Below are 25,129 nucleotides of genomic sequence, written 5' to 3'. Positions count from 1 at the left end.
ACATCAAGGTCCTCGTGGCCGACCTGGCCCAGGTCGGCCACGACGCCGATAGTTCATCTCCGCCCCTGACGGACCTTCTGGCAGCACAGTCGCTTCCAGCGAACTGGTCTTCTGCCAGCCCGACGGCCGCCCGCTCGGACCGCACCTGGTACTCGACCGGCTCCACCGGCTCTCCGAGGAAGCCGACGTCCCTCAGATCACCGTGCACGACCTGCGGCACCTGGCCGCCACCGTCACGATCACCGCCGGCGTCCCGCTCACCGTCGTCTCCAAGACCCTGCGACACTCCACCCTGTCAACGACCGCGAACCCCTACAGCCACCTCACCCCGCAGGCCGCCCGCCAGGCCGTCGAAACCATCGACCACACACTCACCCGAGCCGAGAAGACCAGCCACCGGACGGACCAGCCGACGTGGCCGCGGCCACCGCGCGACCACCACCCACGCCGCCGCGAAACCGTCCGACGGCTCCGCTCCCCCGCCTGGCCGCCTTCAGCGCCGCCGCGAACCAGCCACAGCACGGGCGTGCGACCACACTGCGACCACCACACCCCCGAACACACGAAAGGCCGCCCTCCCACTCACGAGAGAACGGCCTCCGACCTGCGCAAAGCAAAGTCGGGACGACAGGATTTGAACCTGCGACCCCTTGACCCCCAGTCAAGTGCGCTACCAAGCTGCGCCACGTCCCGTCGCGACTCACACGGTGTTCCGCGTGATCACGCAGGTCAACCCTACCGTATGTACGCGGGTGCCCGGGGACGCCGGGGGTGGGGTCACTTGATGAGGGCGTTGGCCACGACCACGACCAGGCCGAGGAGGGCGTCGCCGAGGCCCATGAGGACGGCGGCGGGCCAGGCGCGGGCCGCCTGGCGGGCGGTGATCAGGCCGAGGGTGAAGAGGATGAGGATGTTCAGGGTGAAGGCGGGGTATTCGACGCCCTTCGCCGGCCACCATCCCCAGCCCGAGCCCGCGAGCAGGAAGACCGTCGGCAGTACGGCCGTGACCAGCGGCCACTCGTTGCGCAGGGCGCGCAGACCGTCCCAGCGGCGGTGCGGGGCGCGCTCGGCGATGTAGTGGGCGTAGCCGTGGGCCAGGGCGGAGGCGAGGGCGGTCACCACCAGCCACAGGGCGTCGTAGCGGCGGCTCGCGGGGGTGCTGGCGCTGTACCGGGTGAGGGCGGCGACCATCGAGCTGGCGAGGACGGCGCCGTAGACGCCGCCGAACAGGAGCGCTTCCCGGGTGCTGTGCCCGCCGGGGGGCGGCCTGCCCACAGGATGCCCGTCGGGGTCCGCCGCGGTCGAGTCGGCCATGTCTCCCACGATCACCCCAGCCGCGTGCCCCCGCCAGTCCGCGCGGCCCGACGAAGTGTCCGCCGACCAGGCCCGATGCCCCACACTCTGTCGACGGCGGCGGTGGACCGGCCCCCGTTAGGGTCGGCCCATGACGCACAGCTTCGCGCTCCACATCCCCGACGCCGAGCTCGAACCCGAGCCCCTCGAACCCGAGCAGATCGTCTCCGGGAACCCCGAGGTCACCGGAAAGGTGGTCTGGGAGTCGGCGGACGGCAGGCAGATCCGCGGCATCTGGCAGATCACCCCGGGCGTGGTCACCGACACCGAGGCCGACGAGCTGTTCGTCGTGGTCAGCGGCTCGGCGACGATCGACTTCGAGGACGGGCCGACCCTGCGGGTCGGCCCGGGTGACATGGCGGTGCTGCGCGCGGGCGACCGTACGACGTGGACCGTGCACGAGACGCTGCGCAAGGCGTACGCGATCAGTCTCTGAGGCCCGCCGGTGTCGTCGTCCCCCGGATCTCCAGGGTCGGCGTCGCCAGATGCAGCCGCCCCGGCGTCCCCGGCCGGGCCAAGCGGTCCAGGAGACACTGGGCGGCGCGGCGGCCCACCTCGTGCGGGGCGGTGTCGACCGTGGTCAGCCAGACATGGCGGAGCCGGGAGATGCTCGTGTTGTCGTAGCCCACGACGGACAGGTCGCGCGGGACCTTCAGGCCCAGCTCCGCCGCGGCCGAGAGCGCGCCGACCGACGCCATGTCGTTGACGGCGAACAGCGCCGTGGGCCGCTCCGGACGGCCGAGGAGTCGCACGGTGCCCCGGTAACCGCCCTCCTCGGTCAGGTCACCGGGCTCGACCAGCGGCTCCGCGCCCCGGGCGCGCATGGCCGCCTCGAAGCCGCGCCGGCGCAACTCGCCGACGGCGCCCTGGCCCGCGAGGTGCGCGATCCGGCGGTGGCCGAGCCCGAGCAGGTGTTCCGTGGCGAGCCGGGCGCCCCGCTCGTCGTCCCCGGCGATCACGTCCACGCCGTCCGGCTGCGGTTCGCGCGCCCCCGCCACCACCACCGGCATCCGGTGGGCGAGCGCGCCGAGCGCGCCCGCGTCCGGGACCGTGCCGACCACCACCAGGCCGTCGACGCCCAGGTCGAGGAAGGGTTCGGCGAGGTCGTGGCCGAGGCGCCGGTTCAGCCGGGCGTCGGCGAGCAGCATGCGCAGCCCGGCCGCGTGCAGCGGTGGGTTGAGGCCGTCGAGCAGATCCACGAACCAGGGATTGCGCAGGTCGTCCAGGAGGACTCCGACCGTGCGGGTGCGCTGTTCGCTGAGGCTGCGGGCGGCCGCGTTGGGCCGGTAGCCCAGCTCGCGCACGGCCCGCAGCACGGCCTCCCGCTTCTCGGGGCGCACCGGCCCCGCGTCCCGTAGCACCAGCGAGACCAGCGATTTCGACACCCCGGCCCGTTCGGCGACGTCACGGATGGTCGGCGGTCTCATGGCATGGACCGTTCCATGGGGTGTATCGGGCTGTCAAAGGGTTGACAGCCTCACCATGTCCGAACAAAGGTGGCGGGGCAGGGAGATGGACCGGTCCAAACTGCGCGGCCGAGAGGGGCTGTCATGGCGGAGGAGCTGGGTGTCGCCGTCGTCGGGTTCGGCTGGATGGGCCGGGTGCACACCCGGGCGTACGCCCGCCTCCCCCACCACTATCCCCGACTCCCGCTGCGGCCGCGGCTGGTCGCGGTCGCCGAGGAGGTGCCGGGCCTGGCCGAGGAGGCCGCCGAGCGGTACGGATTCGCCACCGCGACCCGCGACTGGCGGGAGGTGGCCGCCGATCCTCGGGTGCGGGCGGTCAGCGTCACCGCGCCGAACTTCCTGCACCGCCGGATCGGGGTGGCCATGGCCGAGGCCGGCAAGCACCTCTGGATCGAGAAACCGGTGGGCCTGAGCGCCGGGGACGCCCGCGCGGTCGCGGACGCGGTCGCGAAGGCCGGGGTGCAGGGCGCGGTCGGCTTCAACTACCGCAACGCGCCCGCCGTGGAGGCCGCCCGCGACCTGATCGCGGCGGGCGGGATCGGCACCGTCACCCATGCGCGCATCCGGCTCTTCAGCGACTACGCCGCCCACCCGGACTCCGCCCTGACCTGGCGCTACGAGCGCGAGCGCGGCGGCAGCGGGGTGCTCGGCGACCTGGCCTCGCACGGCGCCGACCTGGCCCGCTTCCTGCTCGGCGACATCACCGCGCTCACCGCCGACACCGCCGTCTTCGTCCGCGAGCGCGCCCGCCCGACCGGTGCCACCGCCGGTCACACCCTCGCCCCGGGCGGCGAGCGCGGCCCGGTCGAGAACGAGGACTACGTCGGCTGCCTGCTGCGCTTCGCCTCCGGCGCCCGGGGCGTCCTGGAGGCCTGCCGGGTCTCGGTCGGCGAGCAGAACGCCTATGGCTTCGAGGTGCACGGCACCCGGGGCGCGGTGTTCTGGGACTTCCGGCGGATGAACGAACTCGGTGTCAGCCGGGGCACGTCCTACCAGGACCAGCCGGTGAGCACGGTCCATGTCGGTCCCGGCGCCGGTGAGTTCGCCGCGTTCCAGCCGGGCGCGGCCAACGCGATGGGCTACGACGATCTGAAGGTCATCGAGGCCTACCGGTTCGTGCGCTCCGTCGCCGAGGACATGCCGTACGGCGCGACGCTCGCGGACGCGGTGCGCGGCGCGGTCGTCCTGGACGCGATGGCCGAGTCCGCGGCGCGCGGCGGCTGGGTCCGTCCGGGGGCGGGCTCTACGGGCCCTTCGTCCGGAATCCCTTCGGAAACCTCGGAAGCCTCGGACCCCCGTAACCGTTAGGAGCGGCACCACCCATGCGCATCGGAATCCTCGGCCTCGGCCGCATCGGCGCCTTCCACGCCGAGACCCTCTCCGGCCTCGATGCCGTCGAATCACTCGTGGTCGCCGATCCGTATCGGGACGCCGCCGAGGCGGCGGCCCTGCGGTTCGGGGCCCAGATCGCGGACTCCCCGCAGGAGCTGCTGGCCGCCGGGGTGGACGCGCTGGTGGTCGCGGCGGCCACGGACGCGCATCCCGCGCTGATCCGGGCCGGTGTGGAGGCAGGTGTCCCGGTCTTCTGCGAGAAACCGGTCGCCCGCACCATGGCGGAGGGCGTGGCCGTGCGCGACTCCGTGCGCGGCAGCGGGGTGTCGATCCAGATCGGCTACAACCGCCGGTTCGACGCGGGCTTCGCCGCCGCGCGGGCCGCCGTGCGCTCCGGTGAGCTGGGCCCGCTGCACACCGTGCGCTGTACGACGCTGGACCCGGCGCCGCCGCCGGCCGCGTACATCGCCGCCTCCGGTGGCATCTTCCGGGACTGCTCCGTGCACGACTTCGACATCATCCGCTGGGTGACGGGCCGCGAGGTGACCGAGGCGTACGCGGTCGGCGGCAACCGGGGCGCGGCCTACATCGAACAGGCGGGTGACGCCGACACCACCGGCGCGGTCCTCACCCTGGACGACGGCACCATCGCGGTGGTCTCCAACTCCCGCCACAACGGCCGGGGTTACGACGTCCGTATGGACCTGCACGGCTTCGCCGACTCCCTCGCGGTGGGCCTGGACGACAAGCTGCCGCTGCGCTCGGCCGAGCCCGGGGCCACCTTTCCGTCCGGGACGCCGCACGCCTTCTTCATGGACCGCTTCGCCGACGCCTACCGCGCGGAACTCGCCGCGTTCACCGAGGTCGTGGCCGGCACCAGGCCGTCCCCGTGCACCGTCGAGGACGCCCTGGAGGCGGGCTGGATCGCGGAGGCCTGCACGCTCTCCCGCGCCGAACACCGTCCGGTGGCGATCGCGGAAGTGCGGCAGGCCTGACGCTCGACGGCGGTACCGGCGGCTTCGTCAGCCGCAGTACCGCACCAGCCATTCGTCCGCGTGATACCGGTCGCGGGCCGGGTCCGGCAGGGTCGCCGGCTTGGTCTCGACCGTCTCCTCGGGACGTATCCGCTCGGGCAGGGTGCCGAAGCGGTCCCGGCGCAGGGCGGCCGCGTCGGCCGTGTCCTGTGCCGTCTTCCGGGGTTCCGTGCGGTGTGTCATCCTCGTCCTCCCGTCTGCGCGGGCGCCCCCGTTCGCCTCTACAACGCCCGCGTGCCTCCGGTTGGTTCCCGGCCGCGTCCGGGCCGAATCCGTCAGGGTTGCGCAGGAACGGCACCCGGACGTCCGGCGTCACGACCGACAGCGCAGGACCAGCTCGGCGAGGACGCCCACGGGGTCGTACAGAGGAAGCGCGCCGTCGGTGACGACGCGGCGGGTTCCTGGGTCGACCGGGTCGGTCCGTGCCCACTGCGGGGTGCCGATGCCGAACTCGACCTCCGGACCGCAGGCGAGGGCGAAGCGCCGCTCGGTGACGGGGCCCCACGCGCGGGTGCGGACCGGCCGGCCGAGGCCGAGTTCACCGGCCCAGTCGGCGCCGGCGTCGCCGGAGGTCCGGGTCGCGGTGAGGTAGGGCGTCGGGTCCGTCGTGAGCAGGACGACGTCGACATCGGACGAGGGGCGTGCGGCCCGGCGGGCGTACGAGCCGACGAGGAGAAGGCCGACGACGTCCCCGCGGGCCGTGGCCCACCGGGTGAGGCGGTCGAGGAACTCGCGTACGCAGTCGAGGCGTTCGGGCGGCACGCCGGACTGGTCCGGCGGGATCGGGGGCCGGTCCGGCACCCGTTCGGCGCGGGCCATGACGATCACGCCCCGCAGGACCGGAGGAACCGCCGCGTCCGCGTCGCGATCGGCAGCGGCTTCTCCGGCTCGCACGGATACATGTCCTGCTCCACGATGGCGAACAGGTCCACTCCCAGCTTCTGCGCCGCCTCCAGAACCGGCTCCAGCGCCGGTACACCGTGCGGTGGTTCGCACATGACGCCGCGCTGCACGGCGGGCCCGAACGGCACCCCGTTCGCGACCACCTCGGCGAGGATCCCCGGGTCGACCTGCTTCAGGTGCAGGTAGCCGAGGCGCTCGCCGTACCTCTCGATCAGCCTGACGCTGTCACCCCCGCAGTAGGAATAGTGACCGGTGTCCAGACAGAGCCCGACGACGTCGGGGTCCGTCGCGTCGAGGAAGCGTTCGACGTGGGCCTCGGTGTCGATGTGGGTGTCGGCGTGCGGGTGGACCACGATGTCGAGGCCGTACGTCTCCTTCACCTCACGGCCCAGGCGCTCCATGCCCCGGGCGAGGTGTCCCCACTGCCCGGCCGTCAGCTCGGGCGGCTCCAGGATCTCGGCGGTCCTGTCGTCGCGCCAGAAGGACGGGATCACCACGAGGTGCCGGGCGCCCATCGCCTGTGCCAGGGAGGCGACTTGGCCGACGTGTGCCCAGGTGTCCGCCCAGACCGCGGGCCCCCGGTGCAGTCCCGTGAAGACGGTGCCCGCGGAGACCTTGAGGCCGCGGCGGGCCACCTCCTCGGTGAGCCGCGCGGGATCGGTGGGGAGGTAGCCGTAGGGGCCGAGTTCGATCCACTCGTAGCCGGCCTCGGCGACCTCGTCCAGGAAGCGCTCCCAGGGCACCTGCAAGGGGTCGTCGGGGAACCAGACGCCCCAGGAGTCGGGGGCCGAGCCGACCCGGATGCGGTCGAGGGCGTGCGGCATGATCAGGTGTTCCCTTCGGCGTCGGGAGAGGTGTCGCTGAAGTCCTCGGGCAGCTCGTCCACGTCCACGCCGCGCACCTGGGCCAGTTCGTGCTTGAGCGCCGCGAGTTCGGCGCCGCCGGCCATGTGGTCGGTCAGCTCCTCAAGGGTGATGTCGCGGCGGTCTGCGGACAGTTCCAGGGTGCCGAGGCGCAGCACGCTGAAGTGGTCGCCGACCATGAAGGCGTGGTGGGGGTTGTGGGTGATGAAGACGACGCCGAGGCCGCGGTCGCGGGCGGCGGCGATGTACTTGAGCACCACCCCGGACTGTCTGACGCCGAGCGCCGCGGTCGGTTCGTCCAGGATGAGGACGCGGGCGCCGAAGTGGACGGCACGGGCGATGGCCACGCACTGGCGCTGGCCGCCCGAGAGGGTGCCGACGGGCTGCTCCAGGTCGTCCAGGACGATGCCCATACGGCGCAGTTCCCGGTCGGCCGTCTCCTTCATGCGGGCGATGTCCAGGCGGCGCAGCGGCCAGGGGCCCCGGGTCAGCTCGGAGCCGAGGAAGAAGTTCCGCCACACCGGCATCAGGGGGACGGTCGCGAGGTCCTGGTAGACCGCGGCGATGCCCCGGTCGAGCGCCTCGCGCGGAGTGCCGAAGCGCACCGGGCGGCCGTCGACCAGGAAGTCGCCCTCGGTGTGCCGGTGCAAGCCGGAGATGATCTTGATGAGGGTGGACTTGCCGGCGCCGTTGTCGCCGAGCACGCAGGTCACCCGGCCGGCCCGCACCGTGAGGTCGACGCCGTGCAGGGCGCGGACGTTGCCGTAGGACTTGCCCGCCCGGCGCAGCTCGACCAGCGGGGTGGCCCCGGGGGACGGGGTGTCGGCGAGGACGGCGCCGTGGGTGCCGGCCGCGTTGTCGTTCATCGGTTACCTCCGGGTCGCCGTGCGCTGTACCCACAGATTGATCAGGACGGCGCCGAGCAGCATCACGCCGAGGAAGGCCTTGAACCAGTCGGGGTTCCACCCGGCGTACACGATGCCCTGGTTGACCATGCCGAACATGAAGGCACCGAAGAGCGGACCGATCGCGCTGCCGTAGCCGCCGGTGAGCAGGCAGCCGCCGATGACGGCCGCGGCGATGTAGATCAGCTCGTTGCCGACGCCCTCGCCGGACTGCACGGTGTTGAAGGAGAACAGGTTGTGCATGCCGACGAACCAGGCGCCGAAGCCGACCAGCATGAACAGGGTGATCTTGGTGAACTTCACCGGGACGCCGACCGCGCGGGCGCTGTCCTGGTTGCCGCCGACGGCGAAGATCCAGTTGCCGTACCTGGTGCGCAGCAGCACCCAGGTGGCGAGGGCGGCGTAGACCAGCCACCACACCACGGTGATCTTCACCTGGACGCCGCCGACATCGAAGGAGGAGGCGAAGATCTTCTTCGCCTGGCCGAAGCCGTCCATGTCGCTGATGTCGTCAGTGGCGACATTGCCGGTGACCAGCTTGGTGACGGCCAGGTTCACGCCCTGGAGGATGAGAAAGGTGCCGAGGGTGACCAGGAAGCTGGGCAGCCCCGTCCTCACGACCATCCAGCCGTTGAAGGCGCCGACGGCGAGCGAGACGGCCAGGGCGGCGATCACGCCGGTCCACACGTTCAGGGTCAGCTGGTAGCCGAGCATGCTCGCGGTGAGCGCCGAGGTGATCACGGCGACCCCGGACGAGAGGTCGAACTCGCCGCCGATCATCAGCAGGGCCACCGGCAGCGCCATGATGCCGATGGTGGAGGACTGGTAGAGGACCGTGGCCATCGAGCCGCCCTGGCGGACCGAGGGCGCGGCGACCAGGAAGAAGACCAGGACGGCGACGGCGCCGAGGAAGACGCCCACCTCGGGCCGGGCCAGGAGCCGCAGGACGGGCGGGCGGCGGGCCGTACGGCCGTCCCGCCGACCGGTCTCGGGGCCGGGTACCCGCGGCGTGCCGACGACCTGGCCGCCCTCGCTCGTCACCGGGTCCCCTTGGCGGCGAACCCGGCCACCTCGGCGACGTTCGACCTGTCGACGAAGGCGGGGCCGGTGAGCACCGGTTCGACGCCGCCGCCGCTGTAGTTGCCGTTGTACTTGTAGAGCCAGAGCGCGTCGACCGCCAGATAGCCCTGGAGGTACGGCTGCTGGTCCACGGCGAACTCGACGCTGCCGTTCCGCACGGCCTTCACGAGGTCCTTGTTCAGGTCGAAGGTGGCCACCTTGGCCTTGCTACCCGCATCGCCCAGGGACTGCACCGCGGTGGCGGCGAACGGAGCACCGAGGGTGACGACGGTGTCGATCGAGGGGTCCTGCTTCAGCTTCGCCGTGATGGTCGCCCGTACGGAGGGCATGTCGGTGCCGTTGACGTACAGCGTCTCGGTGGTGCCCTTGAAGGTCTTCCTCAGCCCGTCGCAGCGCTGGGTGAGGCCGACGTTTCCCTGCTCGTGCACGACACAGACGACCTTCTTGGCGCCGGTGGCGTCGAGCTTGTTCCCGAACGTCTCGCCCGCCACGCTCTCGTCCTGGCCGAAGAACTCCAGGAGCCCGAGCCTCTTCCAGTCGGCCAGCCCGGAGTTCAGGCCCACCACCGGGATGCCCGCGTGCTCCGCCTTGCCGATCACGGTCTTGAGCGCGTCGGGCTTGGCCAGGGTGACGGCGATGCCGTCGACCTTCTGGTCGACCGCGTTCTGCACCAGGTTCGCCTGGTTTCCCGCGTTCGGGTCGGCAGAGTAGACGAGTCTGATGTTGTCCTTGGCCGCGGCCGCCTCGGCGCCCTTGCGGACGGTGTCCCAGAAGGTGTCGCCTGGCGCCTGGTGCGTGACGAGGGCGACGGTCATCCGGGGGGTGTTCGCCTTGCCCGCGAAGGCGTCCGCCGCGGCCTCCTCGGCCTTCTTTCCACCGTGGCCACTGGAACAGCCGGTGAGGGCCAGCGCCGCGGCGGCGGCCACGGCCACCAGCGACACCACTCTGCGCGAACCCGGGCGAGAAGAGCGATCCATCGTTCTTTGCACCTCACTGTGCGTGCGACGGGAAGGGCGCTGTCGGGACGCGATCCAAGTCCTCACCGGGCCCTCTGTCAATACTTTGTCCAGACATAGTCACACTCCCAGGTCAGGATGTCAGAACAAATCCCGCACAAGAGGGGTTGTGGCCGACCGGCGACGACGGTCACGTTTCGGGCAAGACAACACCCGCCGCGCACCGCCCTATTGACGTCTGTGCGGATACGAGGCTGTCATTACGGCCACACTGTTCGGTCGAGTTGGTTTATGAGCGGTTTCGACACTTCCGCGGCCATCGGCTCACCCCGTGGCCGAACCCTGTATCCCTCGGGAGCCGCCATGCGTCCGTCCCACCCCGGTCCGCCCGTCTCCTCTCCCGGCCGCCGTACGCTCCTGCGCGGGGCGGGTGCCGCCGCCCTGCTCGCCGGGGGCGGCGTCCCCCTGCTGTCCGCCTGCGGGGGCAGCGGCTCCGCCGCCGACCCGAAGACCGTCACCGTCGGCTCCAACGCCTCGGACCCGGTGCCCAAGAAGGCGTTCGAGAACGTCTACGCGGACTTCCGGAAGCAGTCCGGGATCACCGTGCACGTGAACACCAAGGACCACAACACCTTCCAGGAACAGATCAACTCCTATCTCCAGGGCACCCCGGACGACGTGTTCAACTGGTTCGCCGGCTACCGCATGCAGTTCTTCGCGGCGAAGAAGCTGGCCACGCCGATCGACGACGTGTGGGCGAAGATCGGGGACAACTTCCCCGACGCCATGAAGAAGCTGAGCAAGGGCGAGGACGGCCGGTACTACTTCGTGCCGATGACCACCTACCCGTGGGCCGTCTTCTACCGCAGATCCGTCTTCCGGCAGCACGGCTACGAGACACCCGCCACCTGGGACCAGCTCGTCGCCCTGTGCAAGCGGATGAAGAGCGACGGCCTCGTGCCGATCGCCTTCGGGGACAAGGACGCCTGGCCCGCGATGGGCACCTTCGACCAGCTCGACTTCCGGCTCAACGGGTACCGGTTCCACGTCGATCTGATGGCGGGCAAGGCGGCCTGGACCGACCCCAGGGTCAAGAACGTCTTCGACCACTGGGCCGAGCTGCTCCCCTACCACCAGGACGGCTTCATGGGCCGTACCTGGCAGCAGGCGGCCCAGTCCCTGGCGGCCGAGCAGGCCGGCATGTACCTCCTCGGCTCCTTCGTGGCCCAGCAGTTCACCGACAAGGCGGCCTTGGACGACCTGGACTTCTTCCCCTTCCCGGAGATCAACCCCGCCTACGGCCAGGACACCGTCGAGGCGCCCACCGACGGCTACATGGTGAGCAGGGCGCCGAAGAACCACGCGGGCGTGGTCAAGCTGCTGGAGTACCTGGGCACCCCGGCGGCCGAGGAGCTGTATCTGAGGACCGACTCAAGCGTGGTCGCCGCCTCCGGCAAGGCGGACACGTCCGCCTACTCGCCGTTGCAGAAGAAGGCGTTCGACATGATCGGCAAGGCCGGGAACCTCACCCAGTTCATGGACCGGGACTCCCGCCCCGACTTCACGTCCACCGTCATGCAGCCGGGACTCCAGCAGTTCCTGCAGAACCCCAAGGGCGTGGACGGCCTGCTGTCGTCCGTCGAGCGCCAGAAGAAGACCATCTTCGCGTCCTCGTGAGCGCCCGGATGCCTGCGAAGAAACGGCTGCTGACCCGCCGTGACCGGTTCACGCTCGCCGTCATGGCGGGCGTGCCCACGGTGCTGCACGTGGCCCTCGTCTGGGTCACCGCGCTCGCCTCCATGGCCCTCGCCTTCACCACCTGGGACGGCATCGGATTCGGCTCCATCACATGGGTGGGCCTCGACAACTTCCGGCAGCTGTTCACGGACAACCCGCAGTTCTGGCCGGCCGTCGAGCACAACGTCGTCTGGTTCGCCGTACTGATCCTGCTCCCGACCCCGTTCGGCCTGTTCCTGGCCACCCAGCTGGACAAGCGGATCCGCTTCAGCCGGGTCTACCAGACCGCGTTCTTCCTGCCGGTCGTCATCTCCATGGCGTGCATCGGGTTCGTCTGGCAGCTCGTCTACAACCCGGACACCGGCCTGATCAACAGCGTCATCGGCACCAACAGGCCGGGCCACTACATCGACTGGATCGGGGACCCGCACCTGAACCTGTGGGCGGTCCTGATCGCCGCGTCCTGGCGGCACACCGGCTACATGATGATCCTCTACCTGGCCGGCCTGAAGAGCGTCGACCCCTCGCTGCGCGAGGCCGCCGCGCTGGACGGCGCGAACGAGTGGCAGACCTTCAGGAGCGTCGTCTTCCCCACCCTGCGCCCCACCAACACGGTCGTCCTGGTCGTCACCGTCATCGAGGCCCTGCGCGCCTTCGACCTGGTCTTCGTCTTCAACAAGGGCGCCCACGGAACGGAGTTGCTGTCGATCCTGGTGACGAACAACATCATCGGCGAGTCCAGCAGGATCGGATACGGCTCCGCGATCGCCGTCGTCCTCCTGGTCATCTCCCTGGCGGTGATCATCCCGTACCTGATCGCCACCTTCCGCAGGGAGCGGCGCGCATGAGCGGCACCACCGCGGGGGCGAAGCGGCGCGCCCCCCTCCGCCCGGCCCGCGTGCTGCTGCACGTCTTCCTGGCCGCCACGGCGCTGGCCTGGCTCGCCCCGCTGCTGTGGGCCGTCTTCTCGGCACTGCGGCCGTACGGCGAGACCAGCGCCAAGGGTTACGTCTCCTGGCCCGACGAACTGAGCCTCGACAACTTCACGAACGCCTTCCAGCAGTCGGACATGCCGCACTACTTCGCCAACACCGTGGTGATCGCCGTACCGGCCGTGCTGCTGACGCTGTTCCTGTCGTCCTGCGTCGCGTTCTACGTCAGCCGCTTCGACTTCCGGCTGAACCTCACCCTGCTGCTGGTCTTCACGGCCGGCAACCTCCTGCCCCAGCAGGTCGTCATCACCCCGCTGTACCGGCTCTACCTGCTGACGGACCTGCCGGGCGTCACGACGAGCGGGAAGCTGTACGACTCCGCGCTCGGCCTCGTCCTCATCCACGTGGCCTTCCAGTCCGGGTTCTGCGCGTTCGTGCTGAGCAACTACATGCGCTCGCTGCCGCACGAGCTGACCGAGGCGGCGCTGGTCGACGGCGCGTCGGTGTGGCGGCTCTACTGGCAGATCACGCTGCCGCTGTGCAAACCGGCGATGGCGGCCCTGGCCACCCTGCTGTCCATCTGGATCTACAACGACTTCTTCTGGGCCCTGGTGCTGATCTCGACCGGCGCGAACATGCCGATCACCTCGGCCCTGAACAACCTGTCCGGGCAGTACTTCACCGACCCCAACCTCGTCGCCGCGGGATCGCTGCTGACCGCGGTCCCGACCCTGATCGTGTACTTCGCGCTCCAGCGGCAGTTCGTCAACGGGCTGACGCTCGGCTCGAACAAGGGGTGAGATCCGGGACCCGGCGAAGGCTCGGTCCACCGTTCTCACCCCTCGCATTACCCGCACACACATCCCGCTTATATTATTTATTAATTCGCCCTCTTCACCCCCCGGTCGCGCCCCGGGTGGTGAAGAGGGCGCGCATTTCGCGCCTCTCATCGGATCCGGCCAGAGGTGGATCATAATTGGCCGGAGAATTCACCGGTATGGCAGCCGGACCAGCCGGGGGACATACTGGCGGCGTGCCACTCCGCTCACGGACCGGATGGCCGGAAAGGCCACAACGGTGGATCCGGAAACGCTGCTTTCGTCGATGTTCACTGCCGAGGGTAAGGAAGACCCCTATCCGGCACTGGCCGAACTGCGCCGTATCGCCCCCGTCTATTATCACGAGAAACTCGACACCTACTTCCTGACCCGGTTCGCCGACTGCCAGCAGGTCCTGAGCGATCCTTCCTGTCTCACTCCCGATCTCACCTGGTGCGAAACGGAATTGCCGAACTGGCGGGACCATCCGGCCGCCGTGTTCTTCTATTCCTCGCTGCTGCGCGCCAACGGCACCGACCACGTGCGGCTGCGGCGGCTGGTGGCCGACCGGTTCAGCGCCCGCCGGATCGCCGTCCTGGCGGAGCGCATCGAGACCACCACCGCCGGACTGCTGGACCGGTTCGCCGACGCCACCCGGGGCGGCGGCTCGGCCGACTTCCAGGAGCTGGTGGGATATCCGCTGCCCGTGGCCGTCGTGGGCGATCTGATCGGGGTGCCGCACGCGGACCAGGACCGGTTCCACCACTACGGGCAGGACGCCAGCCGACTGCTGGAGCCGGTGCGCACCGAGGAGGACTGGAAGCGCGCCGACGAGGCCGTGACCGCCCTGCGCGGGTACTTCGCCCGGCTGGTCGCCCTGCGCCGGCGCGCTCCCGCCGACGATCTGGTCTCCGCGCTGCTCGCGGTGCGCGCGAGTGACGACGGCAGGCTCGGCGAGGGCGAGCTGCTGGACATGCTGCTGCTGGTGTTCGTGGCCGGATTCGAGACGACCACCAGCCTGCTGGGCCTGACCGTGCACGCCCTGCTCAGCCATCCCGAACAGATGGCACCGCTGCGCGAGGACCCGGCCCTGGTGCCCAACGCCGTGGAGGAGTCTCTGCGTTGGGACACGCCCGTGCGGATGACGGAGCGGATCGCCACCCGCCCGCTGACCGTGGGCGGTGTCGCGATCCCGCAGGGCGGCAACATCACCACCGTGCTCGCGGCCGCGGGCCGGGACCCCGCCCGGCATCCGGACCCCGACGCCTTCGACGTGCTGCGGCCCGACATCCGGGTGCTCAGCTTCAGCGCGGGTGCGCACTACTGTCTGGGCGCCGCGCTGGCGCGCCTCGAAGGTGCCGCGGTCGTACGGCAGTTGCTGGCCCGCTTTCCCGGGCTGGCCCACGCCCGGCGCCCGGTGCGCCGGGACAGCGTCAGCCTGCGGGCCTTCACCCGTCTGCCCCTCGTCACCTCGGGCTGAGCGCCCCCGCCGGGCCGCGGCCCACAGAAGGGACGTCCGTGAACTTCCTGCACACCGAACGCGCCGCGCTCGACCGGCTGCTCCCCGGCCTGGACACCGCGCTCGCCGACCGTCCGCTCACCGAGCTGGAGCGCGCGCCGAGCCCCGCGATCGAGGCGTTCCGCGCGGCGGGCGGCCCCGGCCTGCTGGTGCCCGCCGAGCACTCCGGCGTCGGCGCCGGTGTGCTCCAGGCCGTCCGGGTGCAGCGGGCCGTCGGCGCCCGGTGTCCGTCCCTCGCGGTCGCCACCACCATGCACCACTTCTCGGTCGCCGGCCTCGTGGAGACCGCGAAGCGCGGCACCGGTACGGAGGGGCTGCTGCTCGCGGCGGTCGCGAGGGAACGGCTGCTGCTGGCCTCCGGGTTCGCGGAGGGCAACACCGGCCAGAACATCCTGCGCCCCCGCATCCGGGCCGAACTCCGGGACGAGCACGTGGTGTTGAACGGCAGCAAGAAGCCGTGCAGCCTCTCCCGCTCGATGGACCTGCTCACCGCCTCGGTCACGCTCACCGGTGAGGACGGGGTGGAGCGGCTGGCGGTGGCGCTCGTACCGGCGAAGACCCCGGGGCTCTCCGTACGGCCCTTCTGGGGCAGTCCGGTGCTGGCGGGGGCCGAGAGCGACGAGGTGGTGCTGACCGATGTGCGGCTCGATCCGCAGATGGTCGTCACCACGCAGGTCACGGCCGACGCGGTGCCCGACTCGCTCAATGTCGCGGGCTTCCTCTGGTTCGAACTCCTGGTGACGGCCAGCTACCTGGGGGTCGTCAGCGCCCTGGTCGAACGGGTGCTGACCAGGCCCGGGGGCTACGGCGGCGACCCCGCGCCGTTCCTGGTCGACGTCGAGGCCGCGATGCTGGCGGTGGAGGCCGTGGCGCTGGCCATGGAGACCCGGGCATGGGACGACACCCTGCTCGTCCGGGCGCTCCACGCGCGCTACGCGGCGCAGGACGCCATCGCCCGCACGGCGCCCCGGTGCCTTTCCGCCCTCGGCGGGATGGCGTTCATCGGCTCGCCCGACGGCACCTACCTCGCGTCGGCCGCGGCCGGGCTCGGCTTCCATCCGCCCTCGCGCGACCGCATGGCCGAGCCGCTGCGGGAGTACCTGGACGGCGCCCGGCTGCGCATCGGCTGACGCGCGGGCCCCGGCCCTCGACCCCACCCGCTGAGGAGGTACCCATGAGGCGAGCGCGCGGCACGGCACGGCGGCTCGGTGAACCGTCACGTCCGCCGGCGCGGGCGCCCTACCGGGTCGAGGAGGCGGCCACCGTCGACGCCGTACCGCCCGAGGTCTGGCAGGCGCTGACCCCGACGGACGATCCGCTGTGGTCACAGGGGGTGTTCGCGGCGATGGAGCGCGGCCGCCTCGGCCCCGAGGGCTACCGCTACCTCCTGCTGCGCCGGGACGGCGAGGTGGTGGCCGTGCTGCCGCTGTGTCTCTTTCCCGGGCTGCGCCTGGACGATGTGGTGGGCCCGCGCGAACGCCGGCGGCTGCGCCCGCTGCGCGCCCTGTGCCCTCGGCTGCTGCGTGTGCCCATGCTCTTCTGCGGCCATCTGCTGGGCCGGGGACACATCGCGGCGGGCGGTGCGCTGCCTGCGGAGGCGGTACGACCGCTGGTCTCGGCGGTGGGGGACGTGGCCACCCGGGCGGGGCTCGGGACCGTCGTGTTCAAGGACTTCGGTGACGAGGAACTGGACTGGCTACGACCGGAGTTGGAGCGTGCCGGGTACTTCTTCACGCCCAGCATGCCGGACACGGAACTGCGGCTCGGGTACGACTCGTTCGAGGCGTACGTGCGGGCGCTGCCGGCCAAGCCGCGGCGCAACGCCCGCAGCAAACTGCGCAAGTTCGAGGCCTGGCCGGGCACGCGCATCGAGATCATCGAGGACTTCGCGCCGCTCGTCCCCGCCGTACTCGCCCTGTACGAGCAGGTCATGGACCGCGCGGACCAGACGCTGGACCGGCTGGACGCGTCCTTCCTCGCGGCCCTGGCGGTCTCGGCAGAGCCCCGGCGGGCGCTGGTCGCCGCGTTCGAGGGCGACCGGCTCGTGGCCTTCCTGCTGTGCCTGTTCCGGGGCACCGGGGCGACCGGCGCACGGATCGGCCTCGACTACCGGATCGCCCACCAGGCACGGCTGTACCACGCCGTGCACTACGGGGCGATCCGGCTGGCGATCGAGTCCGGCTGCACCCACATCCGCTTCGCGCAGACCGCGTACACACCGAAGGTGGAGCTGGGCTGCGGCCTGGTCGCCCAGTCCTACGCGCTCACCCACCGCCGTCCGCTCCCCCGCGCCCTGTTGCGCACCGTACTGCCGCGCGCCCTGGACACCGCCCTGGCCGAGGCCCTCGGCCCGCACGCCGAGCTGCTCGCCCGGCCCGCCGTCGTCCCGTCGCCCGCGCCCGCGCCCGCGCCCGCGCCCGAGAAGAGGACTCCGTATGCCCCGAGTTGACGTGGAACTGCGTATCGCCGCCTCTCCCGAGGACGCCTGGGCCGCCGTGGCCGACGTCGAGTCCTATCCGGGGTGCATGGACAACGTGGAATCGGTGACGGTGGTCGAGCGCGGCAACGCGGAACACCGTACGACCGCGTGGTCGGTCCACCTCAAGGGCTCGGTCCTGCGGTGGACCGAGGAGGAGGTGCTCGACGACGCGGCACGGCGGTTCGACTTCCGCCAAGTCGCGGGCGACCTCGGGGACTTCTCCGGATACTGGGCCGTGACACCGGCCGGGGAGGGGCACAGCACGGTGGCCCTGCACGTCGACTTCGACATCGGTATCCCGCTGCTGGCCGAGATGCTCAACCCGGTGGCCTCGGAGGCGCTGCGGGAGAACGCGGCGCAGATGCTGCGGGCGTTGGAGCGGCGGCTGGGTGCGGCGGACGCGGGGGCGGGGCGGTGACGGCAGGATCGGCGGCGGGGGCGGGCGCGGGCCGCGAGGGCGGGGGTGTCCGGGCGGGTCGGCCGGACGCGGCGGCCGAGGACCACGGGGCGCCGGACGCGGCGGCCGAGGACCACGGGGCGCCGGACGCGGCGGTCCCGTACGATCGACTCCCCGACGCCCGGCACACCTTCGACCTCGTCCGCCGGCACTTCTCCCCCGGTCTCGCCCTGACCGGCAACTTCGCCGGGCGCGGTGCGGTGGAGGTCGGCGCCGAGGGCTGTCGGGTGACCCTGTCCGACGGTCGAGACGTGCTCGACTTCGGGTCCTACGCCGTGCCGCTGCTCGGCCACCGGCATCCGGCGGTCGTGGCCGCCGTGCACCGGGCGCTGGACACCCTGCCCACCGCCACGCGCAGCCTCGCCAACCCGGTGACGGCGCAGGCGGCCACCACCCTGGTGCGGTACTTCGAGGACGCCCTGCCGAAGGTGTACTTCGGGCTGAACGGCGCCGACGCGGTGGAGGTGGCGGTCAAGCTGGCCCGGTTGGCGTCCGGGCGGAGCCGGGTGCTGGCGGTGCGCGGGGGGTTCCACGGCAAGTCCATCGGGGCGCTGGCGCTCACCCACAGCCCGCTCTTCCGCGCCGGGCTGCGCGGCAGCGTGACCGACGTGGCGCACGCGGACCCGGAGGATGCCGAGGCCGTCCAAAGAGCCGCCTCTCGCGACGGGTTGGCGGCGATCGTCTTCGAACCCGTGCAGGGCGAGAACGGCGTCGTACCCCTGCCCCCGGCCGTGCTGCGGCGCTGGTGCGCGGACGCCCGGCGGCACGGGGCGTTCGTCATCGCCGACGAGATCCAGTGCGGACTGCGGCGCTGCGGGGAGCGGTCGGTGGCGCTCGCGGAGGGGCTGCCCGTGGACGCGGTCCTGGTGGGCAAACCGCTGGGCGGGGGCGTCGTACCCCTGTCGGCGGTGGTGTGCTCCGAGGAGTTGTACGCGCCGCTGGCGGCGGACCCGTTCCTGCACTCGGCGACGTTCGGCGGTCATCCGCTGGCCTGCGCCGCACTGCCACCGGCCCTGGCGGCGATCGAACAACGCGCCGCCCATGGAGGGGAGTTGGCCGACGCCATGGCCGAAGGACTCGCCCGGCTGCGAAGCCGGCACGCCGGCGCGGTGCGCGAGGTGCGCGGGCGCGGCCTGCTCTGGGGCGTCGACTACGCCTCCCCGCACCTGGCCGGCGACGTCGTCCTCGGCCTCGCCGACGCGGGCCTGCTCGTCTCCCCCTGCCTGAGCCGCCCCACCACCGTCCGTCTGCTGCCGTCGCTCGCCTGCGGCCCGCCGGAGGTGGGCGAGGCGCTGGCCGCCCTCGACCACGCCACGGCCGAGGCCGCGGCCCGGTGCACCGAGAAATGAACCCGCCGCCCGTCCGCGCCGCGCCGCGCCGAAGGAGAACGGAACCCCCATGCCCTCCCGGACCCGTGAACAGCTCGACCTCCTGCTGCGTACCGTCGTCTCCGATGTGATCGGCACCGAGCCGGACGAACTCCACGGCGCCACCAGCCTGGTGGACGATTTCGGCGTCGACAGTCTCGAACTCATGGAGATCGGCTCCCGGTTGGAGACGGCCCTCGGACTGTGCGTCCCGGTGCGGGACCTGACCGCCGCGGACACCCTGGGCGAGGCCGTGGACCTGCTGGAGACCCGGCTCGCGGAGCCGCGATGACCGCCCGGGACGCGCGCGGCAGGTTCCGGGTGGCCGTCACCGGCATCGGGGTGAAGTCGCCGGCGGGCAACACACCGGAGGAGGCGTACCAGACCTTTCTGGCGGCCGAGTCCACGGCGGCGCCGGTCGATCGGCTGGCCGCCGAGGCCGTACCCGTGCGCTTCGCCTGCCTGGTGCCGCCGTTCGAGCCCGAGGCGTATCTGACTCGCCGCGAGGCCCGGCAGATCGACCGGGTGACCATGCTGGCGCTGTGCGCGGCGGCCGACGCCGTCGCCGACGCCCGCCCGCCCGGCGATCTGGCCCCGGAGCGCACCGGGGTGCAGCTGGGCACCGGCATCGGCGGCCTGCCCAGCATGGAGGCGACCGCGCGCGACCACGGAGACTCCCCGATGGGAATGCCGGTGCACACCGTGCCCCGGACGATGGCCAACTCCCCGGCCTGCCGCATCGCCATGCGGTTCGGGTTCCGCGGCTCGTGCACCACGTACGCCACCGCGTGCGCCAGCGGCACCACCGCGCTCGGCGAGGCGGCCCGCAAGATCCGGTACGGGGAGCTGGACATGGCGCTCGCGGGCGGCGCCGACGCGCCGGTCACGACCGTCATCATGAGCGGCTTCGCCCGGATGCGGGCGCTCTCCCTGCGCAACGAGGAGCCCCGGCTGGCCAGTCGGCCCTTCGACGCGGGGCGCGACGGTTTCGTGGTGGGCGAGGGCGCGGCGATGCTGGTGCTGGAGCGGTGGGACCTCGCGGTGGCGCGCGGGGCGACGGTCCACGGTGAGATCACGGGCTACGCGGACAACTGCGACGCCTTCCACATCGTGGCCCCGCACGAGGACGGCTCGGTCGCGGCGGCCTGTATGCGCTCGGCGCTCGCCGACGCGGGGCTGTCGCCGTCGGACATCGGCCACGTCAACGCGCACGGCACCTCCACGCTGCTCAACGACCACGCCGAGGCCGCCGCGATCGGCCGCTGCTTCGGCGGGCAGTCCCCGCCGGTCACCGCGCTCAAGGGGGTCACCGGCCATCTCATCGGCGGCTCGGGCGCGTTGGAGGCGGCGCTGGCGCTGCGCTGTGCGTCGGTGGGCCTCGTCCCGGCGATCGCCAACACGGTCAGCAGCCCGGAGGCGGACCTCGTGGACCTGGTCACCGGCTCACCCCGGGCGGTGCGTTCGGCTCCCGTGCTCTCCAACTCCTTCGGTTTCGGCGGGCAGAACGCCTGCCTCGTCCTCGCCCCGCCCCCCTGACCCCTCGCGCCGCTCGGAGACGGAACCATGCGCATCCTCCTCACCGGTGCCACCGGTGTGATCGGCACCGAGACCGCCGGCACCCTGCGCGCGGCCGCCGACGCGCCGCGGCACGTCCTGGTGCGTACGGCGCGTCGCGCGCCGGACGCGGGGGTCGTGCCCTGGCCGATCGGGCAGCGGCCGGCGCCGGCGGAACTCGGCGGTCACTGGGACGTCATCGTGCACACCGCGGCCTCCACACGCTGGACGATGACCCGCTCCGAGGCGCTCGCCGCCAACGTGGAGCCGCTGCGCGCGGTCCTCGCCCTCGCCGACCGCGACACACATCTGGTGCACGTGTCCACCGCGTACGTCGCCGGGGAACGGGCGGCGGACGGCACGGGGTTCGACGGCTACCGCAACGGCTACGAGTGGTCCAAGGCGGTGTGCGAGGAGATCGTGCGCCAGGAACACCGCGGCCCCCTGACGATCGTCCGCCCTCCGCTGGTCGTCGGCAGGCGACGGGACGGCCGCATCGCCCGCTTCTCCGGGCCGTACACGCTGCTGCACGCCCTCGTGTCGGGCCTCGCCGCGGTCGTCGTCGGCGACCCGGAGGGCTTCGCGGAGATCAGCCCGGTGGACGAGGTCGCCGACGCCGTCGCGGACGCGGCCCTCGGCGCACCGCCTCGCGCTCCCCGCACCGAGATCGTGGCGGCCGGCACCCGCGCCCTGCGCCTCTCCACCCTGATCGACGTGACCTGCACCGCGCTGAACGCCTTCCGCGCCGCCCACGGCGCCCCGCCGATCGCCCACCCCCCGATCATCCCCCCGGACACCTGGACCCGCTTCTTCCTCCCCCTCGCCGACCGCTGCCTCTCCCCTTTCCAGGCGGAGGCGGTCAAGCTCCTCGCCATGTTCCAGAGCTACACCGGCATGGCCGCCCCTTTCACCCCGACCCGCCCCGTCCGGGACCCGGCTTCCGCGATGACGACGGCGGTCCACCACTGGGCCACCCGAAAACCCCGCCTGGCCCTGGCGGAGCCGCGGCCGTGGACGCTGCTGCCGGAAGACGCCTCGCCACCGCGGAACCCCCCGGGGACGCGGCCCATGTGAGGGAGCGGGAGGCCGCCGTACGCGTCGCCGGGCGGGGAGCACCATTACGGGTGGTAGATCTCCTGCATGGCGGTGATCTGGTTCTTGCCGTTGACGCGGTAGTAGAAGTAGGGGCTGTTGGCGAGCTTGTGGTTCACCAGCCACTTCGGGGTGACCTTCACGGTCGTGGTGTCCTTGAGTACCTTGACGGACGCACCCGACGCGAAGCCGAGCGACCGGACCGCCCCCGTCGAGGTGTAGACGACGTCCTCGTCGTTCCGGGTGTTCACCTTGCACGCCTCCGGGGTGACGCGCACGACGGTGTTTCCGTGGGAGTCCTTGGCGGATTCCAGCTTGAGGAAGTGCTGGTACCCCGTGGGCAGGTAGCAGGGCTTCCAGGCCGCCGCGACCGGCGTCCCGGCCGCACCGGTGGTGGCCGAACCGGTCTTGGCGGAGGCGGCCGGGGTGCCCGCGGCCGGGTTCGGGCCGGCGCTGGACGACCCGCACGCGACGGTGACGAGCGCGGCGGCGGAGGCGAGGACGACGGCGGCGGAGACGTAACGGTGCTTCATGAGCATCCTCTGCTACGAAGTTCTTCTGACGCCCAGGGAGATACCGGACCGTGGGCGCGGGTTTCATCGGCCGACGGCTGTGACGGGACGGTGACAACCGGGACGCGGCAACGGGCGCTCCGGCGGGGAGGTCTCGGAGGAACCCGAAGCCGGCTCTTGGCATTTCGGGCCGCCGACGGCGGCCGAAACGCGCCGGTGGCCGGCCAAGGCGGCTTCAGCCGATGGGCACCGGTGAACCCTTGCGACCATCCCCGCTCGCGCCGGTCCACCCGCGTTCTCCTCGGAATCACCGGCACGTAGCCCGGTTCCGGTCGGCGGGCACGGGTTTGACCTTGGCACGGGTTTGACCTTGGCACGGGTTTGACCTTGCCACGGTGACAAGGTGTCCACTTGGTACAGGAGGTGGTCCCGATCAACGCGACAAACGGAGCCCCGCAGAACACCCGCCTGGTCGACGCCCTGGGCGCTGAGGACTCGTCGGTTCGCCTTCAGGCGGCCCTGGCGGTCGGCTCGAACCCCGACCCCGGCCTCCTGGAGACGCTCGTCGAGCGGTGCGCGGTCGAGCCGGACTTCTTCGTGCGGGACATGCTGTCGTGGGCGCTGACCCGCCTCCCGCCGGAAATCACCCTGCCCCGGATTCGTCAGGAACTCGACTCCGAGCGCGCCCGGGCGCGCAGTCAGGCGTTGCACACGCTCTCCAAGATCGGCGACAAGAGCGCGTGGGCCTGGATCACGCGCGCCATGCTGCGTGACGCCGACGACGAGGTGGCACGGACGGCATGGCGCGTCGCGGTCGCCCTTGTGCCCGAGGACGACAAGAAGGACCTGGCCGACGAACTGGTCCCGCAGCTCGGCCGCGGCGACCGCGATGTGCGGCTGAGCCTGAGCCGGGCCTTCGTCGACCTCGGTGACGTGATCGAACCCGCCCTGGAGAAGGCCGCGGCGAACTCCGACCCGGTGGTGGCCGCGCACGCCCGTGCCACCGTGCTGCTCCTGCGGGACGCGGAGACCGGTTTCGACGCGGCTGTCTTCGAGGCGAGACGAGTCGTCGCACTCGGTCCGGAACGAGCCGCCGCCGCGGCCGCAGCCGCGTCGGGAGGTGGCGAGGCTCCGGAGACCGCCGAGACCGCGGAGGCCGCCCAGACCGCGGAGGCCGCCCAGACCGCGGAGGCCGCCGAGCCCACGATGACGACCGGGCCGACGGAGGCTGCCGAGGCTGCGGAGAGCTCGAATTGCTGATCGGTGAGGTGGCCCGTCGCTCGGGGGTGAGCACGCGGATGCTTCGGCACTACGACGCCCTCGGGCTGGTGCGACCGACCGGTCGCACCGTCGGCGGCTACCGCGAGTACTCCGCCGAGGACGTCCGCAGGATCTTCCACGTGGAGAGCCTGCGGTCCCTGGGGCTCTCCCTCAAGCAGATCGGGCTCGCGCTGGAGGACCCGGCCTTCACCCCGTCCGCTCTGGTCGGCGACCTCATCCGGTGGACGGAAGATCGATTGGAGCGGGAACAGGAGCTGCTCAAGCGGCTCCGCGCGGTCGATGCGTCGGCGCCCACCGGCTGGCAGGGTGTCCTGCGCATCGTCGAACTCATGCAGGGGCTCGACTCGACCAGCGCCGCGCGCAGACAGCAGGCCGTCCTGGCCCGGCCGGAAAGCGTGGCGGTCCCCGCCGAGCTGCTGGCCGGTGCGGTCCTGTCCGAATCCGACCCCCACGTCGCAGGCGCCCTGTGCTGGGCGCTCGCCCGGTCGCGTGGCGACGGCGTGGCGATGCTGGCCGCCGGCGTGCGGTCGGAAGACGTCGACATCCGGCGGCGCGCGGTGCGGGCGATCGCCGGGATGTCCGAAGCCCCGGGTGCGACCGTGGTGCTCGCGGAGGCGCTCGGGGACCCGGACACGACGGTGCGCGAGCACGCCGCACTGGCGTTGGGCAGGCGTGGCGTGACCGCGGCCGTGCCGACACTCGTCGGCATGGTGGTCGAGGGCTCCCACGACGTCGACGCGGCGGAGGTCCTGGGAACGCTGTCCCGGGACCCCGGGTCCGCGGACCGGATCACGACCTCGCTCGTCGACGCACTCGCCGCGCGCACGGCGGACCCCGCGATGCGGATTCGCGTGGCCCAGGCACTGGTCGAGCTGTCGGGGACCACCGTGCCGGAGGTCCTGCGTCAGCTGACCCATGACGACGACCGTGCTGTCGCCCTCGTCGCCTCGGCCTTCGTCGCAGTCCTCGAAGAGCGGTTCGCTGGGGACCGAGCCGACGAGGGTTCCTGAGAGCCCGCGGCCGGGGCGCCGCGGCACCCTGTCCCGGCGGCACCGCTCCGCCGGGACTGCGACCGGTCGGAGCTGCGCTGTCCCGCCGTGATCATGAATGAGGTTGCCGGCGTAGCCGGTGCGGATCGAGGCGAGGGTTTTCACGCTGTTTCACGCTGCACGGCACGACGGCCATGCCGTCCGTCCGGAACGAGCCGGAGGAGGGGACCGACCCTTGCTCGCCGGGCTTGTGGTGGACGTCGGCCAGGCCGATGACCTCCCGCACGGTGCGGGCGGACTCGGCCCCCCTGGACCTCGACGACCTTCGGCGTCGACTTCGGCGAACAACTGCTGGGCTACTGGCACCACCGGCACCACCGGCACCAGCAACCTCCTGGCCACCGTCTTCCGCGCCGGCGCCGACACCCTCTTCGACTTCATCACCGACCGGGTCGGTTCCCTGCCCGGCCTCCAGGCCGTCCGGACCGCTCCCCCACCGA

25 protein-coding genes, 1 tRNA gene and 1 pseudogene are annotated in these 25,129 nt (G+C 71.9%); 17 read left to right on the top strand and 10 right to left on the bottom strand.

The window, feature by feature from the left end:
* Positions 1-55: 55 nt before the first annotated feature.
* Positions 56-319, top strand: a pseudogene (locus ACWDD7_RS25595) (tyrosine-type recombinase/integrase); the annotation flags it as partial.
* 300 nt (positions 320-619) lie between these two features.
* Here the strand turns inward: ACWDD7_RS25595 and ACWDD7_RS25590 are convergent.
* Together ACWDD7_RS25590 and ACWDD7_RS25585 are read right to left on the bottom strand one after the other, a co-directional pair.
* Positions 620-693, bottom strand: a tRNA-Pro gene (locus tag ACWDD7_RS25590).
* Between the two features lie 84 nt (positions 694-777).
* Complete coding sequence (locus ACWDD7_RS25585) at positions 778-1,314, bottom strand: hypothetical protein (RefSeq protein WP_450459070.1); 537 nt, start codon at positions 1,312-1,314, stop codon at positions 778-780.
* Positions 1,315-1,444: 130 nt separating this feature from the next.
* Here ACWDD7_RS25585 and ACWDD7_RS25580 point away from each other — a divergent pair, with 130 nt between their 5' ends.
* Positions 1,445-1,789 carry a cupin domain-containing protein gene (locus tag ACWDD7_RS25580; protein ID WP_351868515.1) on the top strand — a complete coding sequence of 115 codons (345 nt, stop codon included), beginning with the start codon at positions 1,445-1,447 and terminating at the stop codon, positions 1,787-1,789.
* On the opposite strand, the gene ACWDD7_RS25575 is transcribed toward ACWDD7_RS25580, so the two are convergent.
* Positions 1,779-2,780 (bottom strand): LacI family DNA-binding transcriptional regulator, encoded by a 1,002-nt coding sequence (locus tag ACWDD7_RS25575; protein WP_450459069.1) that lies wholly within the window; start codon positions 2,778-2,780, stop codon positions 1,779-1,781. The genes ACWDD7_RS25580 and ACWDD7_RS25575 overlap by 11 nt on opposite strands.
* Before the next feature lie 123 nt (positions 2,781-2,903).
* Between ACWDD7_RS25575 and ACWDD7_RS25570 the strand changes: the two genes are divergently transcribed.
* Together ACWDD7_RS25570 and ACWDD7_RS25565 are read left to right on the top strand one after the other, a co-directional pair.
* Positions 2,904-4,127, top strand: coding sequence for a Gfo/Idh/MocA family protein (locus tag ACWDD7_RS25570; protein WP_450459068.1), 1,224 nt, complete (start codon positions 2,904-2,906; stop codon positions 4,125-4,127).
* A gap of 14 nt (positions 4,128-4,141) precedes the next feature.
* A complete protein-coding gene (locus tag ACWDD7_RS25565) occupies positions 4,142-5,146 on the top strand; it encodes a Gfo/Idh/MocA family protein (protein WP_351868524.1) in 1,005 nt (334 codons plus the stop codon).
* Between the two features lie 27 nt (positions 5,147-5,173).
* Here the strand turns inward: ACWDD7_RS25565 and ACWDD7_RS25560 are convergent, their stop codons facing one another.
* The 6 genes from ACWDD7_RS25560 to ACWDD7_RS25535 form a co-directional block, all read right to left on the bottom strand.
* Positions 5,174-5,368, bottom strand: a complete 195-nt coding sequence (locus ACWDD7_RS25560; protein ID WP_351868527.1) for a hypothetical protein — start codon at positions 5,366-5,368, stop codon at positions 5,174-5,176.
* 129 nt (positions 5,369-5,497) lie between these two features.
* Positions 5,498-6,004, bottom strand: a complete 507-nt coding sequence (locus tag ACWDD7_RS25555; protein WP_351868657.1) for a nucleotidyltransferase domain-containing protein — start codon at positions 6,002-6,004, stop codon at positions 5,498-5,500.
* A 5-nt stretch (positions 6,005-6,009) separates the two neighbouring features.
* A complete protein-coding gene (locus tag ACWDD7_RS25550; RefSeq protein ID WP_450459067.1) occupies positions 6,010-6,912 on the bottom strand; it encodes a sugar phosphate isomerase/epimerase family protein in 903 nt (300 codons plus the stop codon).
* Positions 6,913-6,914: 2 nt separating this feature from the next.
* Positions 6,915-7,817, bottom strand: coding sequence for an ATP-binding cassette domain-containing protein (locus tag ACWDD7_RS25545; protein WP_351868533.1), 903 nt, complete (start codon positions 7,815-7,817; stop codon positions 6,915-6,917).
* Between the two features lie 3 nt (positions 7,818-7,820).
* On the bottom strand, positions 7,821-8,897 hold the full coding sequence (locus ACWDD7_RS25540) for an ABC transporter permease (RefSeq protein ID WP_450459065.1): 1,077 nt from the start codon (positions 8,895-8,897) through the stop codon (positions 7,821-7,823).
* Positions 8,894-9,913 (bottom strand): sugar ABC transporter substrate-binding protein, encoded by a 1,020-nt coding sequence (locus tag ACWDD7_RS25535; protein WP_450459064.1) that lies wholly within the window; start codon positions 9,911-9,913, stop codon positions 8,894-8,896. The genes ACWDD7_RS25540 and ACWDD7_RS25535 overlap by 4 nt, the downstream gene beginning before the upstream one ends.
* A gap of 342 nt (positions 9,914-10,255) precedes the next feature.
* Here ACWDD7_RS25535 and ACWDD7_RS25530 point away from each other — a divergent pair, with 342 nt between their 5' ends.
* The 11 genes from ACWDD7_RS25530 (at position 10,256) to ACWDD7_RS25480 (ending at position 21,829) form a co-directional block, all read left to right on the top strand.
* Complete coding sequence (locus ACWDD7_RS25530; protein WP_450459063.1) at positions 10,256-11,569, top strand: ABC transporter substrate-binding protein; 1,314 nt, start codon at positions 10,256-10,258, stop codon at positions 11,567-11,569.
* A gap of 8 nt (positions 11,570-11,577) precedes the next feature.
* The gene (locus ACWDD7_RS25525) at positions 11,578-12,477 is read left to right on the top strand and encodes a carbohydrate ABC transporter permease (RefSeq protein WP_450459062.1); all 900 of its coding nucleotides are present in this window, start codon (positions 11,578-11,580) and stop codon (positions 12,475-12,477) included.
* Entirely contained in the window at positions 12,474-13,361 is an 888-nt protein-coding gene (locus tag ACWDD7_RS25520) for a carbohydrate ABC transporter permease (RefSeq protein ID WP_450459061.1), read from the top strand. Before ACWDD7_RS25525 ends, ACWDD7_RS25520 begins: the two co-directional genes overlap by 4 nt.
* A 304-nt stretch (positions 13,362-13,665) precedes the next feature.
* On the top strand, positions 13,666-14,859 hold the full coding sequence (locus tag ACWDD7_RS25515) for a cytochrome P450 (RefSeq protein WP_450459060.1): 1,194 nt from the start codon (positions 13,666-13,668) through the stop codon (positions 14,857-14,859).
* Between the two features lie 38 nt (positions 14,860-14,897).
* Positions 14,898-16,028: an acyl-CoA dehydrogenase family protein gene (locus ACWDD7_RS25510; protein ID WP_450459059.1), complete on the top strand. Its 1,131-nt coding sequence runs from the start codon at positions 14,898-14,900 to the stop codon at positions 16,026-16,028.
* Positions 16,029-16,072: 44 nt separating this feature from the next.
* Positions 16,073-17,347 (top strand): GNAT family N-acetyltransferase, encoded by a 1,275-nt coding sequence (locus ACWDD7_RS25505; protein WP_450459057.1) that lies wholly within the window; start codon positions 16,073-16,075, stop codon positions 17,345-17,347.
* Complete coding sequence (locus tag ACWDD7_RS25500; RefSeq protein ID WP_450459056.1) at positions 17,334-17,795, top strand: type II toxin-antitoxin system RatA family toxin; 462 nt, start codon at positions 17,334-17,336, stop codon at positions 17,793-17,795. Before ACWDD7_RS25505 ends, ACWDD7_RS25500 begins: the two co-directional genes overlap by 14 nt.
* Complete coding sequence (locus tag ACWDD7_RS25495) at positions 17,792-19,183, top strand: aspartate aminotransferase family protein (protein ID WP_450459055.1); 1,392 nt, start codon at positions 17,792-17,794, stop codon at positions 19,181-19,183. The genes ACWDD7_RS25500 and ACWDD7_RS25495 overlap by 4 nt, the downstream gene beginning before the upstream one ends.
* A gap of 49 nt (positions 19,184-19,232) precedes the next feature.
* Positions 19,233-19,493: an acyl carrier protein gene (locus tag ACWDD7_RS25490; RefSeq protein ID WP_392215698.1), complete on the top strand. Its 261-nt coding sequence runs from the start codon at positions 19,233-19,235 to the stop codon at positions 19,491-19,493.
* Positions 19,490-20,737 (top strand): beta-ketoacyl-[acyl-carrier-protein] synthase family protein, encoded by a 1,248-nt coding sequence (locus tag ACWDD7_RS25485; RefSeq protein WP_351868566.1) that lies wholly within the window; start codon positions 19,490-19,492, stop codon positions 20,735-20,737. Before ACWDD7_RS25490 ends, ACWDD7_RS25485 begins: the two co-directional genes overlap by 4 nt.
* Positions 20,738-20,764: 27 nt before the next feature.
* Positions 20,765-21,829: an SDR family oxidoreductase gene (locus ACWDD7_RS25480; RefSeq protein WP_450459054.1), complete on the top strand. Its 1,065-nt coding sequence runs from the start codon at positions 20,765-20,767 to the stop codon at positions 21,827-21,829.
* Between the two features lie 44 nt (positions 21,830-21,873).
* Here ACWDD7_RS25480 and ACWDD7_RS25475 read toward each other — a convergent pair whose 3' ends face one another.
* Positions 21,874-22,380, bottom strand: a complete 507-nt coding sequence (locus ACWDD7_RS25475; protein ID WP_450459053.1) for a hypothetical protein — start codon at positions 22,378-22,380, stop codon at positions 21,874-21,876.
* 390 nt (positions 22,381-22,770) lie between these two features.
* Here ACWDD7_RS25475 and ACWDD7_RS25470 point away from each other — a divergent pair, with 390 nt between their 5' ends.
* Both ACWDD7_RS25470 and ACWDD7_RS25465 read left to right on the top strand, forming a co-directional pair.
* Positions 22,771-23,619 carry a HEAT repeat domain-containing protein gene (locus ACWDD7_RS25470; RefSeq protein WP_450459052.1) on the top strand — a complete coding sequence of 283 codons (849 nt, stop codon included), beginning with the start codon at positions 22,771-22,773 and terminating at the stop codon, positions 23,617-23,619.
* Positions 23,613-24,650 (top strand): HEAT repeat domain-containing protein, encoded by a 1,038-nt coding sequence (locus ACWDD7_RS25465; RefSeq protein ID WP_450459051.1) that lies wholly within the window; start codon positions 23,613-23,615, stop codon positions 24,648-24,650. Before ACWDD7_RS25470 ends, ACWDD7_RS25465 begins: the two co-directional genes overlap by 7 nt.
* The last annotated feature ends 479 nt before the right edge of the window (positions 24,651-25,129 follow it).

This window comes from Streptomyces sp. NPDC001056 (assembly GCF_053598955.1).
This window is presented reverse-complemented; position numbering and strand designations above follow the sequence as displayed.